The following is an 11,992-nucleotide window of genomic DNA, read 5'->3' on the forward strand; positions in this document are numbered from 1 at the left end:
TGTGTGTTGCTATTCTGACACAACTTGGCGCGTGCCCAGGCTATTCCCGCTACAAACCGTCACGCAGCCGTCATGGAGGAGAGAAACCTAGAGACTGCCGGCCTTGCGCAGCCGGTCGATGGCGCCGGACGGATCCGCAGCCCCATACACTGCCGAGCCGGCGACGAAGACGTTGGCCCCTGCTTCCGCGGCACGGACGATCGTTTCCTCGGTGATTCCGCCGTCGACCTGGATGGCCACATTCACGCCGGACCCTTCGATCGCCGCGCGGGCGCGGCGGATCTTGGGCAGCGTCAGGTCAAGGAACGCCTGCCCGCCAAAGCCGGGCTCCACCGTCATGATCAGCAGCATGTCCAGCTCCGGAAGCATGTCCAGGTACGGCTCCACCGCCGTGGCGGGACGCAGCGCCATCCCGGCCTTGGAACCCCGGGCCCGCAGCTCACGGGCGAGCTTTACCGGCGCGATGGACGCCTCGGCGTGGAACGTGACGGAAGCAACGCCGGCGTCCGCGTACCCGGGTGCCCAGCGGTCGGCGTCGGAAATCATGAGGTGGGCGTCCAGCGGAACCGGGCTGACCGCCTGGATCCGCTGGACCACGGGAAGCCCCAGGGTGAGGTTGGGGACAAAGTGGTTGTCCATCACATCGACGTGCACGGAATCAGCGTTGCTGATTTTCTGCAGCTCGGCTTCGAGGTTCACGAAGTCGGCGGAGAGGATGCTGGGGTTGATGCAGCACTGCGTCATGCGGGGTCCTTTCGCGGGACGGGAGTCCGGGGGTATGGGAACAGTCGGCAGAGCTCAGCTCTTGCGGCGGATGAGGGCGAGGAACATGGCATCCGTGCTGTGGACGTGGGGCCACAGCTGCGCGGTCTTCTCGTGCCCGGCACCCAGGCCGCCGCCCAGGCTGACGGCGTCCAGCACGCTGCCGGCGTCCAGGAGTTCCAGGTCGTCGCGTTTGCGCAGGGCGTCGCTGACCACCGCTGTGGTTTCGGCCGGGTGCGGCGAGCAGGTCACGTAGGCCACCACGCCGCCGGGCCGGACGGCCGCCAACGCCGAGTTCAGCAGTTCGCGCTGCAGCGGGCCCAGGTCGGAAAGGTCCTTGGGCGTGCGGCGCCAGCGGGATTCCGGCCGGCGGCGCAGGGCCCCGAGTCCGCTGCAGGGCACGTCGACGAGCACACGGTCAAAGGCCGCCGGCTGTTCGGACCCAACCTCGCGGCCGTCGCCGGTCCGAACGGTCCAGACGTCAGAAGGAACAGCAGACAGCGCCTGGCTGACCAGCTTGGCCCGGTGCGGGGCGGGCTCGTTGGCCAGCAGCGTGGCTCCGCGTTCGTTCGCCAGCGCGCCCAGCAGGGCAGCCTTGCCGCCGGGCCCGGCGCAAAGATCGAGCCAGGCCTCCCCGGCGTTTTCAGCGGCATGTCCGCCAACTGCCGCCTCGAGGCTGGCCGCCGCCAGGGCGCGTGCCACCAGCTGGGAACCGACGTCCTGCACACGTGTGGTGCCGGACCGGACGGACTCCAGCCGGCCGAGGTCCCCGCCGCTGGACAGCGCGGATCCTTCCACCAGTTCGCCGGGGACGGCACCGTTCTCCAGTGCCTCGTCCAGGCTTCCCAGCCCGGGGAGGGCCACCAGGTTGACGACGGGGGCCGCGTTGTCCGCTTCCAGGAGGTCGTTGATCTCGCCGACCGGCCGCCCATGGGCCACGAGCGACTGCCGCAGGGCGCGGACAATCCACTCGGGATGGGCATAGCGGACGGAGGCAACTTTGGTCTCGTCCTGCTCACCGGCGACCAGCTCGTCCAGCCACTCATCGAGGCTGCGGGCAGTTACCTTGCGGAGCACGGCATTGATCAGTGTGGAGGGGCCGGCTCCGATGACCGCACGGGCCAGGCCGACGGTCTGGTCCAGGGCCGCGTGTGCCGGAACGCGCATTGCCAGCACCTGGTGGACACCAATGCGCAGGGCATCCAGGACAGCAGGATCCAGCTTGTCCAGGGGACGGTCCACGCAACGGGCGAGGATGGCGTCGTAGGTGCCCTGGTTGCGCAGGGCCCCGTAGCTGAGTTCGGTGGCGAATCCGGCATCGCGCCGGTCGAGGCCGTGCTGCCGGATCCGCGCCGGCAGCACCAGGTTGGCATAGGCGTCCTCGGCAGCAACGGCCCGCAGCACTTCAAAGGCCACCAACCTGGCGGGGTCTGCCCTGCGGGTGCGCTGCGACGGTGCGCTGTCGGTGAAGTTGCGCTGCGGGCCGCGGTTGCGTTCCCTGCCCTGGGCATTCCGGCGGCTGGCGCCGCCCCCGCCCCGGCGCTGGTCGGAACCGCCCATACCTGAACCGCGCTGGCTTCCGGAGCCGCCGGCGCCTGAACCGCCGCGGCTTGGTCGGCCCTGGTCTCCTGAACCGCGCTGCCCGGATCCGCTTTTGCCGGAGTCACTCATTGGAATACCACGCTTTCGAGGGAAGACTGGCCGCGTGCCCAGTCGGCTGCGGCCATCATTTTCTTGCCGGCAGGCTGCACCTTGGTGAGTTCGACGGCATGCGAACCGGTGCCCACCACCACGCTCTTGCCGGCCAAAGCCAGTTGTCCCGGCTGAATATCGGTGACGTCAGGACGGAGCCGCACCGGTTCAAGCTTCAGCCGCTGGCCATCAAGGGTGGTCCAGGCTCCCGGTTCGGGTGTCACACCGCGCGCCCGCCGGCCCACGGACAGGGCCGGCTCCGACCAGTCGATGCGGCCGTCGTCGATGGTCAGCTTGGGCGCCAGGCTCACTTCTCCCTGTTGGGGAAGCGGCGACGCAGCGCCGGAGCCGACGGCGGCCAGCGTCTGCGCCAGCAGGACGGCGCCGCTGTGGGACAGCCGTTCCAGCAGCGCCCCTGAGGTGTCCTCCGGGCCGACGGCTTCGGTCAAGGTGCCAATGACGGGGCCGGTATCGAGCCCCTCCTCAAGCTGGAAAGTCACGGCACCAGTGATGTCGTCGCCGGCGATGAGGGAGCGCTGCACGGGCGCCGCACCGCGCCATGCCGGCAGCAGTGAGAAGTGCAGGTTGATCCAGCCATGCTGCGGAATGTCCAGGGCCGCGCGGGGCACAAGCCCGCCGTAGGCGACAATCGCCGCGACGTCAGGACGGGCTTCGGCGATCCGTTCGGTGACGGCTGTGTCCACCCGGGAGGCGTGGATGATGTCTATGCCAAGCTCGGCGGCCCGGGCAGCAACGGGCGACGGCGTGAGCACACGCTTGCGTCCCACCGGCGCGTCCGGCCGGGTCAGCACCGCGACGATTTCGAAACCGGCGGACACCAGCGCATCCAGCGACGGGACAGCTACGGACGGGGTACCGGCGAAGAGGACCCTCATCCGGCAGCACCGAAGCTGCCGGTTCCGGACGTTGCAGCCCCGAAGCTGCCGCCGCCGAAACTGGAGCCGACGGTCTTGGCCCGCTTGGCGGTGGTCTGTTCGGTGATGGAGTCGTAGTTGGCATTGCGGATGGAGCGCAGGGCTGCCTTGCGGTCCTCGCCTTCGAGCCGGTCCGTGAACAGGATGCCGTCCAGGTGGTCTGTTTCGTGCTGGAAGCAGCGGGCAAGCATGCCCTCTGCCTCCACGGAGACGGGGTTGCCGTTCATGTCGACGCCGGTCACACGGGTGCTGCGGTAGCGGCGGACGGGGAAGCCCAGGCCAGGGATGGAGAGGCATCCCTCAACCTCATCCGGCTGGAAATCCTCACTGTTCTCCAGCACCGGGTTGATGATGTGGCCCTCAACACCGCCGATGCGGTAGGTGAAGACCCGGAGGCTGACGCCGATCTGGGGCGCTGCCAGGCCTGCGCCCTCCACGTCCTCCATCGTTTCGGTCATGTCGGCAACGAGCCTGGCCAGCTCCGGCCCGAAATCCGTGACAGGGTCGGCAACCGTGCGGAGCACGGGATCGCCGATGATACGGATATTCAGAATTGCCATGTGCAGTCATTTCCTCACGGTGAAACGGGTAACGGGATCCAGTCCAGTTTAGTTGCTCTCAGGAATACACCGGCGGCGCCAGGGGCAGCAGCGCGGGTCCGGCGCTGACGGTGTCCGCGGACATTTCCCAGACCCGGCGCAGGGCACAGAACTTCCACCAGTGGTGCTTCAGGACTTCGGGATTGGCGCGGACGGGCCGGACCTCGGTTTCACCGATCGCGACGGCGAGAAGCACCGGGCCATCGCCGTGCTGCCACGGCTCCCACTCCCCCGCCACCGGATCCACCAGGCTTTCCTCCGCCTTCATGCCGGCAACAAGCTGCATGACCACCTTGTCGTCCAGGGGCTTGACCTGGCCGTCACGGGTCGTTCCCTTGGTCTTGTAATCAATGAGGCAGGTGCGTCCGTTGATCTTGGCCACCAGGTCCAGCGTTCCTGCATATCCCACCGTCTTGTTCCACACGGTGATCTCCGGAGCGATCGGCTCAACCCGGAACAGCTCCCACCACTCGTCGAAGCGGGCAGCGAAGGCTTCCTCGCCATTGGAGGCCAGCGCTTCCCGTGCTTCCTTCATCAGGTGCGGCCTGCCTAGGGCACGCAGTGCCACCTGCTCGCAGTAGTAATGCACCCGGTCCCCGCGCTGCGCGGCCTCGTCCCGGTAGGTTTCGGCCGCCTTGGCCGCGCGGTTCACCGCCTGCCGCACCCGCGCCGGGCTGCCCAGGATCTCCGGCAGAGAGGGATCCTTGGCCAGGCTGCTGGCGCCCATATAGCCGAACCAGCCGTCCAGTCCGTGGGCCTGCTGCCCTATGACGGTGGTGATGGAGGGAACCGTGAACTGCTCCGTGGTGGAGCGGGCATACATGCGGCCATATTCCGTGGCGTGGGCGAGGAGTGGAGCGGTCATGGTGAGACTCTTTCACGGGGGTCAGACATTGATGCGGAAACAGAAAAGCCCGCCCCTCCCAGGTTTATCTCCTGGGCTGAACGGACTTTCCAATCGGTGGGCGATACTGGGTTCGAACCAGTGACCTCTTCGGTGTGAACGAAGCGCGCTACCACTGCGCCAATCGCCCCGATGCATTTGAATGCTAGCGGACGTTTGGGGGTAAACGGAAATCGGCGCATGGACCCGCGGAAAAGGTCCGCTGAGCAACGTGCCACCGAAGCAGCCGAAGCCGGGAGACATGACAAAGCAAGCCAGTCTGAGGCTCAGAAACTACACGCCTGTAATTCGAAAAATTCCCTAGAATCCAAGGAAGTACGGCTTCGCTGGCCACGGCGCCAGCACCCGATTTGGAGTTTCCCGGAACCTCCTATAGAGTTCTTACTCGTTGGAACGCGACGAACTGCCAAACACGGCAGGGAATCACGGCTCCGAAATGCGGACGTAGCTCAGCTGGTAGAGCACCACCTTGCCAAGGTGGATGTCGCGAGTTCGAATCTCGTCGTCCGCTCGCAGGACACTGTCATGGCTCTGAATTCCGGAAGTTGATTCCAGGATTCGAGGCCTACACGGTGGGTTGGCCGAGAGGCGAGGCAGCGGCCTGCAAAGCCGTATACACGGGTTCGAATCCCGTACCCACCTCGGTGAAAACCATGGTTTCCGATCTTTTTCGGATGCAATGGGCGATTGGCGCAGCGGTAGCGCGCTTCCCTGACACGGAAGAGGTCACTGGTTCGATCCCAGTATCGCCCACCAGAGCAAGGAAACTTGCTTGTAGATGAAGTCCGGCCAGGTGGCCCAGCTTCAAAATGCGGACGTAGCTCAGCTGGTAGAGCACCACCTTGCCAAGGTGGATGTCGCGAGTTCGAATCTCGTCGTCCGCTCTCTTGATCCCTAGGGATCCGAACCCAGGATACCGCCGGTTTCACCGGCTCCGGGCGATTGGCGCAGCGGTAGCGCGCTTCCCTGACACGGAAGAGGTCACTGGTTCGATCCCAGTATCGCCCACGAAACAAAGCAGCTCCCCCGGAGCTGCTTTTTTCTTGCCCTCGTGCCCGTTGCTTCTTGCCCTCGTCCTATTTGACAAGGTTTGTCAAGAACTCCTTGGCAGCCACCGCCTTCGCAGCTAGGATCGAATGCGGAGGAGCGAACTGGCTCCGCGATTGAAGGGAGGTGCTCGTGGGTTTACTTGACGATCTAAAGGGCAAGGCTCAGGGTCTGATCCGCGGCAACGAGCAGGCCATCAAGGACGGCATCAACAAGGCAGGTGATTTTGTCGATTCCAAGACGGGCGGCAAATACACCAGCCAGGTAGATCAGGTCCAGGCTGGCGCTTCCACTCTCGTTGACAAAGCCAATGAGAGGCCAACCCAGGGACCGGCGGACAACGTGCCGCCGGCTGAGAAGGCTCCGTAGCCAGGATTTGCCGGGCTTCGCCCCTAAACGTCAAAAAGGTGCCGGTCCCGCCGAGAGGCGGCGCCGGCACCTTTCGCGTCTCCGGAGAACTTGCCGCCTCCGGAGAAATTACGAGGGCTCGTGGCTCTGGCCTTCACGGGCCAGCGCGGTAAGCCGCGAAACCGCCCTGAAGTACTTCTTCATGTAGCCGCCGGTCATCATTTCCTCGGTGAAGAGCTTGTCGAACGGGACGCCGCTGGCAAGGATCGGAACGTCCTTGTCGTAGAGGCGGTCGGCGAGCACCACGAACCTCAGCGCCACGGCCTGCTCTGTGATGGTATCCACGTCCCGCCAGACAACGCCGTCCACACCGTCAATCAGCTTCCGGTAGCGGCTCGGGTGGACACCCGCGAGGTGAGAGATAAGGGTGCCGAAGTCGTCTTCGGCAACGGTCTTGCCGTCGAACTCCGCCTTCATGTGGGCGTGCAGTTCGCTGTTCCGCAGCGGCGCGGGCGCGGCCGGCAGGCCGCGGTGGCGGAAGTCCTCGCCGTCGATCCTGATGACGTCGAACTGGTCCGCCAGGACCTGGATTTCACGCTGGAAGTCCACGGCGGCAAAGCGGCCGTCGCCCAGTGAGCCCGGCAGGGTGTTGGAGGTGGCCGCGAGCTTCACGCCGGCGTCGGCCAGTTCCCGCATGAGGCGGGACATCAGGACGGTGTCGCCCGGATCGTCCAGTTCGAATTCGTCGATGCAGACAAGCTTGTAGGAGCTCAGCGCCTCAACGGTTTTCCGGAAGGACAGGGCGCCCACCAGGTTGGTGTATTCCACAAAGGTGCCGAAAGCCTTGGGCCCGGGGGCAGCATGCCAGAGCGAGGCCAGCAGGTGGGTCTTTCCGACGCCGAACCCGCCGTCGAGGTAAATGCCCGCGCGGCTGGCGTCCTTCTTGCCGAAGAGCTTCTTGAACAGTCCCCCGCCGTCCCCGGCACCGACACCTCCGGCGAAGGCCTGCAGCGCGTTCACTGCTGCCGCCTGGCTGGGCTGCTTCGGGTCGGGCCGGTAGCTTGCAAAGGACACCTGCCCGAATCTGGGCGATGGGTAGAAACCTTTGAGGAGCTCATCCACTGACACCGCCGGCGTCCGGGTGGCGAGCTTTTCGATCTGTACCAAGGTGGTCCATTCTGCTGGTGATTTGTCCCCAGCAAGAATACCGGCATTGGCGGCCCGCCCCGCGGCCTACCCCTTACTACCGGCAATGCCGTGAGCAAGCACACATTTCGTCCTGTTAACACACAGGAGCATTCCGATCGGCCCGTGGCTAGTGTTGGAGCAGTGACCCGCCGTCCCCCGGCGGTCTGACCTGACCGTTTCAGTGAAAGGCCATACGCATGTCCTACCCCGTTGAACAGAACGAGAAGTTCGCCGCCTACGCGCACCCCGAGCGGCTTGTTTCCACCGAGTGGCTGGCTGCGGCCATCGAAGCCGGCGCCCTTAACGACGGCAAGCTTGTCGTCGTCGAGTCCGATGAAGACGTCCTGCTCTACGAAACCGGCCACATCCCCGGCGCGGTCAAGATCGACTGGCACACCGACCTGAACGACGAAGTAACCCGCGACTACGTCGAGGGCGAGGCGTTTGCCGCCCTGGCCGCCGCCAAGGGCATTTCCCGCGACGCCACTGTGGTCATCTACGGCGACAAGTCCAACTGGTGGGCCGCCTACGCCCTCTGGGTCTTCAGCCTGTTCGGCCACGAGGATGTCCGCCTGCTCGACGGTGGCCGCGACAAGTGGATCGCCGAAGGCCGTGCCCTGACCACCGACATCCCCACGCCGGCCATCGCGGACTACCCCGTGGTGGAGCGCGACGACGCCCCGATCCGCGCCTTCAAGGAAGACGTCCTGGCCCACCTGGGCAAGCCGCTGATCGACGTCCGCTCCCCCGAGGAATACACCGGCCAGCGCACCCACATGCCCGCCTACCCCGAGGAAGGCGCGCTGCGCGGCGGCCACATTCCCACCGCGGCGTCGATCCCGTGGGCACGGGCAGCAGCAGAGGACGGCACCTACCGCAGCCGCGCCGAGCTTGAGGCGCTGTACCTGGGTGAGGCCGGACTGACCGAGGGCGACGACGTCGTGGCTTACTGCCGCATCGGCGAACGCTCCAGCCACACCTGGTTCGCGCTGAAATTCCTCCTGGGCTTCGAAACCGTCCGCAACTACGACGGATCCTGGACCGAATGGGGCAACGCTGTCCGCGTGCCGATTGCCAAGGGCGCGGAACGCGGCTCCGTTCCGGCAGTTGCCGCACGGTAAATCCGCCGTAAAAAAGCGGCGGACGGGAACAATCTGCGTAAGCTGGAAGTGATGAGTACTCAAGCACTTCCCACCGCCCTGGCGGAGATTGTCGACGACTTCCAGGCACTGAGCGAGCCCGAGCGGCTGCAGCTCCTGCTGGAGTTTTCCCGCGGCCTGCCGGAGCTTCCGGAGCGCCTGAACAACCACCCTGAGCTGCTGGAGCAGGTGGTGGAATGCCAGTCACCTCTTTTCCTCACCATTGAGACGGAAAAGAACGACGGCGGGTCCCCCGCTTTCCGGCTGTTCTTCAAGGCGCCGCCGGAGGCCCCCACCACCCGGGGCTTCGCCGGAGTGCTCCATGAAGGACTGGACGGCCTCACCGCGGAGGAGATCCTGGCCGTGCCCGACGACATGCCGGAACTGCTCGGACTGACCCGTGCCATCACGCCGCTGCGCATGCGCGGCATGACCGCGATGCTGGGGCGCATCAAGCGCAAGGTGGCCGCCGCGGCCCGGCTCTACGCCTAGGATCCGGCCCGGATGGCGCGCAAGAACACGTCACAGGGAACGCCTGCCACAGCCGTACTGGCTGCGGCGGGCGTTTCCTTTAAGCTGCACCCGTACAGCCACGATCCGGCCGCGGCCAGTTACGGCATGGAAGCAGCCGAGGTGCTGGGCCTCGACCCGGCAAGGGTCTTCAAGACGCTCATGGTGGAGATCGACGGCAAACTGGCAGTCGGCGTCGTACCTGTCAGCGGAAGCCTGGACCTGAAAGCGATAGCTGCCGCCCTTGGCAGCAAGAAGGCCGCCATGGCGGACCCGGCAGCGGCCGAACGGCGAACCGGCTACGTGCTGGGCGGAATTTCGCCCCTCGGGCAGCGGCAGCCCTCACCCACCGTCATCGACGAGAGTGCCCTCACCCTGGACACCATTCTGGTGTCCGGCGGCCGGCGCGGCCTCGACATCGAACTGGATCCCCGCGACCTGGTGCGCCTTACCAAGGCCGTCACGGCCTCAATCGGGACAGGATCCCAGGCGGGCTAAACGGGGTCAGGCTGGCCGTGTTCCAGCTGGCCGGGATTCCGCCGCGGAACCAGCTGCTGCTGCAGCCATGCCCGGACCAGTCCTTCCCAGCGGACCGGGTCGGCGTTCCACTCCTTGGCATGCCGCGCCCCTTCGAACGGCTCGAAGGTGACCATTTCCGGGTTCTTTTCGGCGAGCTGGGCCGACGGCTGGTAGGGAACGTATTCGTCGTCCACGCTGTGGATGATAAGCGTGGGCGTCCGGAGTTCAACGGCCCGCGACACCCAGTCCATTGATTTCAGGTCAACGGGCGCTGCCAGGCCTGTGAGCCGGCGGCCCACCTTGTGCCCCATCATGAGCTGGCCATACCGGCCGACGGCCGACGGGATGCGGTTCAGCTCAGCGTGGTGGGCCAGCACATTCACCCAGTCGATGACGGGCGCGTCCAGGACCATGGCCCGGATGACATGCCTGTACTCCGAGAGGTCCGCGGTCTGCAGGCAAATGGCGCCGCCCATCGACCAGCCGAAAAGCACGACCTCCCGGGCCCCGCGGGCCAGGGCAAAGGCGATGGCAGCGTCGATGTCCCGCCACTCGGTGGAGCCCAGCCCGTACCGGCCGTCGAATGCCGCCGGTGCCAGGCCATCGTTCCGATAGGAAACGAGGAGATTTGGCAGCCCGAGCTCATGGGCCACGCGCGCTCCACGCAGGCACTCCTGCCGTGTGGCCCCGCGCCCGTGGACCATGATGGCCCACGTCTCAGCGCCGGGATCTCCCGGGATCAGCCAGCCGGGGGCGGTTCCGCCCTCGACCTCAATGGCTACGTCCTCGGATGCAAGCCCGACGTCGGAGGGGTGCTGGTAGGTGGCGCCTCCCCACCAGCCGCGGCCTGCGGACTCCAGGTTGCCACTGTAGACGGCTTCCACTTCCCGCAGCACGGTCCGCTCAGCCGGGGAGTAGGACAGGATCCTGCCGATCCGGGCATGCCCGGCACCGGCATCGAAGAAGAGGCTGTACACGCCGTTGTGTGTTGTCTCCGGTGTGGCTGCCAGGATGACCTGCAGGTCCCGTCCTTCCCTGATGACAGCCAGGATTTCCTGGTCCGCCGCCCGCACCCGGGCGGGGGTGAGGACGCGGCGGGCAAAGTAGAGCGCGAGGGCGGACGATCCGGCACCGAGCAGCGCGGCCGCGCTGCCGCCGGCAATGATTCCCCCGAGCGTCCACTTCGCCCTCAGGGTCATCGCATTGCCCTGGGTAGCGGACGGGGTTGTCAGAGCGGCCTGCGCGGAATCCATGCCTCCCATCTTGACGGATCCGGCCTCTTCCGGCATATTCGCGGTCCTTGTCAGGCGGAGCAAATGCGTGCGTGCCAAATACATGCGGGCAATAGCGGGCAGGACTAGGCTGATGCCATGAGCGATCCAATCGTCATTCTGACTGAAGAGCCGCTGGGTGCGGACGACCGCGTGAACATCGAGCGCCTGGTGGACGGAGGTGACGCGCCCCTGGTTGTGCTGGTGCCGGCCAATACGGAACGGCATCTGCTGGTGGACTTCCTCGAGAACCTGTCGATGCTGGACATTGCCAAGGCTTTCCGCGAGTTGACCTCCCATGCCCCGGACCCTGCGGTGGAACGGGCAGCGGCGGACGCCACCCTGGCCACCTCGGTCAGCGCACTGGAAGGCCTCGGCGGCGGAGTGGCCGGCGAGGTCGTGGCCGGCGGTGCCGTCAACGGCCTCGTGGCCAAGGTCAAGGAGCTAGGAGCCGCCCAGGCCGTCGTCATTACCAGGCCGCATGCCGTGTCGGACACCTTCCATACAGACTGGGCCAACCGGGCGCAGGACAAGCTGGGGCTCCCGGTGCTGCACCTGTATGCCGGCTCGGGATTTATCGGGGACTCCTGAGCGTTGGTCCGACTATGAGCACTCCTGAGAAATCCGACCTCACCAACTCCGCCGCAGACCCTGCCGTCAGCCGGTCCGACGAAGACTGGCGCCAGGAACTGACGCCCGAGGAGTACCACGTGTTGCGCCAGGCGGGCACGGAACGCCCCTACACCGGCGAATACTGGGACACCCACACCGCCGGCGTTTACAACTGCCGGGCGTGCGGGACCGAACTGTTCACCAGCAAGGAAAAGTTCGATTCGCACTGCGGCTGGCCGTCCTTCTGGGCCCCGCTGGCCGAAGGGCGCGTGCGCTACATCCACGACCGCACCCTGGGCATGGACCGCATCGAGGTGCGGTGCGCCAACTGCGACTCGCACCTCGGGCACGTGTTCGAGGGTGAGGGCTACGGAACCCCGACTGACCAGCGGTATTGCATCAACTCCATCTCACTGAAGCTGGTTCCGGCCGCCGGGGATGGCCAGCCCTGAGGTAGCTGCCTGAG

General features: G+C 66.1%; 13 protein-coding genes and 6 tRNA genes. 11 read left to right on the forward strand and 8 right to left on the reverse strand.

The annotated features are described in order from the left end of the window. Positions 1 to 87: 87 nt before the first annotated feature. The 6 genes from rpe to ACFVTE_RS12170 all read right to left on the reverse strand — a co-directional run bounded on the left by rpe (position 88) and on the right by ACFVTE_RS12170 (position 5,022). Positions 88 to 744: a ribulose-phosphate 3-epimerase gene (gene rpe, locus ACFVTE_RS12145; protein WP_387100711.1), complete on the reverse strand. Its 657-nt coding sequence runs from the start codon at positions 742 to 744 to the stop codon at positions 88 to 90. 54 nt (positions 745 to 798) lie between these two features. Further along, entirely contained in the window at positions 799 to 2,433 is a 1,635-nt protein-coding gene (locus ACFVTE_RS12150; RefSeq protein ID WP_387100712.1) for an RsmB/NOP family class I SAM-dependent RNA methyltransferase, read from the reverse strand. After that, positions 2,430 to 3,350, reverse strand: a complete 921-nt coding sequence (gene fmt / locus ACFVTE_RS12155) for a methionyl-tRNA formyltransferase (RefSeq protein WP_387100713.1) — start codon at positions 3,348 to 3,350, stop codon at positions 2,430 to 2,432. The genes ACFVTE_RS12150 and fmt overlap by 4 nt, the downstream gene beginning before the upstream one ends. Then, the gene (gene def, locus ACFVTE_RS12160; RefSeq protein WP_387100715.1) at positions 3,347 to 3,949 is read right to left on the reverse strand and encodes a peptide deformylase; all 603 of its coding nucleotides are present in this window, start codon (positions 3,947 to 3,949) and stop codon (positions 3,347 to 3,349) included. The genes fmt and def overlap by 4 nt, the downstream gene beginning before the upstream one ends. 58 nt (positions 3,950 to 4,007) lie before the next feature. Then, positions 4,008 to 4,853, reverse strand: coding sequence for a cytochrome (locus ACFVTE_RS12165; RefSeq protein ID WP_387100717.1), 846 nt, complete (start codon positions 4,851 to 4,853; stop codon positions 4,008 to 4,010). 97 nt (positions 4,854 to 4,950) lie between these two features. After that, positions 4,951 to 5,022, reverse strand: a tRNA-Val gene (locus ACFVTE_RS12170). 308 nt (positions 5,023 to 5,330) lie between these two features. Here ACFVTE_RS12170 and ACFVTE_RS12175 point away from each other — a divergent pair. The 6 genes from ACFVTE_RS12175 to ACFVTE_RS12200 all read left to right on the forward strand — a co-directional run bounded on the left by ACFVTE_RS12175 (position 5,331) and on the right by ACFVTE_RS12200 (position 6,308). Next, positions 5,331 to 5,403 (forward strand) — tRNA-Gly (locus ACFVTE_RS12175). 60 nt (positions 5,404 to 5,463) lie between these two features. After that, a tRNA-Cys gene (locus ACFVTE_RS12180) sits at positions 5,464 to 5,534 on the forward strand. Between the two features lie 39 nt (positions 5,535 to 5,573). After that, a tRNA-Val gene (locus tag ACFVTE_RS12185) sits at positions 5,574 to 5,648 on the forward strand. 55 nt (positions 5,649 to 5,703) lie between these two features. Next, a tRNA-Gly gene (locus tag ACFVTE_RS12190) sits at positions 5,704 to 5,776 on the forward strand. Between the two features lie 52 nt (positions 5,777 to 5,828). Next, positions 5,829 to 5,900, forward strand: a tRNA-Val gene (locus ACFVTE_RS12195). Positions 5,901 to 6,071: 171 nt separating this feature from the next. After that, entirely contained in the window at positions 6,072 to 6,308 is a 237-nt protein-coding gene (locus ACFVTE_RS12200; protein ID WP_331574752.1) for an antitoxin, read from the forward strand. A gap of 108 nt (positions 6,309 to 6,416) precedes the next feature. Here ACFVTE_RS12200 and zapE read toward each other — a convergent pair whose 3' ends face one another. Beyond that, a complete protein-coding gene (gene zapE, locus ACFVTE_RS12205; RefSeq protein ID WP_387100719.1) occupies positions 6,417 to 7,454 on the reverse strand; it encodes a cell division protein ZapE in 1,038 nt (345 codons plus the stop codon). A 218-nt stretch (positions 7,455 to 7,672) separates the two neighbouring features. Here zapE and ACFVTE_RS12210 point away from each other — a divergent pair, with 218 nt between their 5' ends. From ACFVTE_RS12210 to ybaK, 3 genes are read left to right on the forward strand one after another with little or no spacing between them, the layout of a single operon-like run. After that, positions 7,673 to 8,596, forward strand: coding sequence for a sulfurtransferase (locus ACFVTE_RS12210; protein WP_387100721.1), 924 nt, complete (start codon positions 7,673 to 7,675; stop codon positions 8,594 to 8,596). A gap of 51 nt (positions 8,597 to 8,647) precedes the next feature. Beyond that, entirely contained in the window at positions 8,648 to 9,106 is a 459-nt protein-coding gene (locus ACFVTE_RS12215; protein ID WP_331574755.1) for a SufE family protein, read from the forward strand. Between the two features lie 12 nt (positions 9,107 to 9,118). Continuing rightward, positions 9,119 to 9,622, forward strand: a complete 504-nt coding sequence (ybaK, locus tag ACFVTE_RS12220) for a Cys-tRNA(Pro) deacylase (protein ID WP_387100723.1) — start codon at positions 9,119 to 9,121, stop codon at positions 9,620 to 9,622. Here the strand turns inward: ybaK and ACFVTE_RS12225 are convergent. Further along, positions 9,619 to 10,896, reverse strand: a complete 1,278-nt coding sequence (locus tag ACFVTE_RS12225) for an alpha/beta hydrolase family protein (protein WP_387100970.1) — start codon at positions 10,894 to 10,896, stop codon at positions 9,619 to 9,621. The two genes, ybaK and ACFVTE_RS12225, sit on opposite strands and share 4 nt — an antisense overlap. Before the next feature lie 117 nt (positions 10,897 to 11,013). Here ACFVTE_RS12225 and ACFVTE_RS12230 point away from each other — a divergent pair, with 117 nt between their 5' ends. After that, positions 11,014 to 11,505 carry a hypothetical protein gene (locus ACFVTE_RS12230; protein ID WP_387100725.1) on the forward strand — a complete coding sequence of 164 codons (492 nt, stop codon included), beginning with the start codon at positions 11,014 to 11,016 and terminating at the stop codon, positions 11,503 to 11,505. 14 nt (positions 11,506 to 11,519) lie between these two features. Next, positions 11,520 to 11,978, forward strand: coding sequence for a peptide-methionine (R)-S-oxide reductase MsrB (gene msrB / locus ACFVTE_RS12235; RefSeq protein ID WP_387100727.1), 459 nt, complete (start codon positions 11,520 to 11,522; stop codon positions 11,976 to 11,978). Positions 11,979 to 11,992: the final 14 nt, after the last annotated feature.

Source organism: Arthrobacter sp. NPDC058097, assembly GCF_042884885.1.
GTDB lineage: Bacteria > Actinomycetota > Actinomycetes > Actinomycetales > Micrococcaceae > Arthrobacter.

Excerpts from the sequence above, each read along its gene's own strand:
- ACFVTE_RS12215 (WP_331574755.1), top strand. The coding sequence starts at position 8,648 with ATGAGTACTCAAGCACTTCCCACCGCCCTGGCGGAGATTGTCGACGAC.
- ACFVTE_RS12225 (WP_387100970.1), bottom strand. The coding sequence starts at position 10,896 with ATGGATTCCGCGCAGGCCGCTCTGACAACCCCGTCCGCTACCCAGGGC.
- rpe (WP_387100711.1), bottom strand. The coding sequence starts at position 744 with ATGACGCAGTGCTGCATCAACCCCAGCATCCTCTCCGCCGACTTCGTG.
- fmt (WP_387100713.1), bottom strand. The coding sequence starts at position 3,350 with ATGAGGGTCCTCTTCGCCGGTACCCCGTCCGTAGCTGTCCCGTCGCTG.
- def (WP_387100715.1), bottom strand. The coding sequence starts at position 3,949 with ATGGCAATTCTGAATATCCGTATCATCGGCGATCCCGTGCTCCGCACG.
- ACFVTE_RS12210 (WP_387100721.1), top strand. The coding sequence starts at position 7,673 with ATGTCCTACCCCGTTGAACAGAACGAGAAGTTCGCCGCCTACGCGCAC.
- ACFVTE_RS12150 (WP_387100712.1), bottom strand. The coding sequence starts at position 2,433 with ATGAGTGACTCCGGCAAAAGCGGATCCGGGCAGCGCGGTTCAGGAGAC.
- ybaK (WP_387100723.1), top strand. The coding sequence starts at position 9,119 with ATGGCGCGCAAGAACACGTCACAGGGAACGCCTGCCACAGCCGTACTG.
- ACFVTE_RS12230 (WP_387100725.1), top strand. The coding sequence starts at position 11,014 with ATGAGCGATCCAATCGTCATTCTGACTGAAGAGCCGCTGGGTGCGGAC.
- msrB (WP_387100727.1), top strand. The coding sequence starts at position 11,520 with ATGAGCACTCCTGAGAAATCCGACCTCACCAACTCCGCCGCAGACCCT.
- ACFVTE_RS12165 (WP_387100717.1), bottom strand. The coding sequence starts at position 4,853 with ATGACCGCTCCACTCCTCGCCCACGCCACGGAATATGGCCGCATGTAT.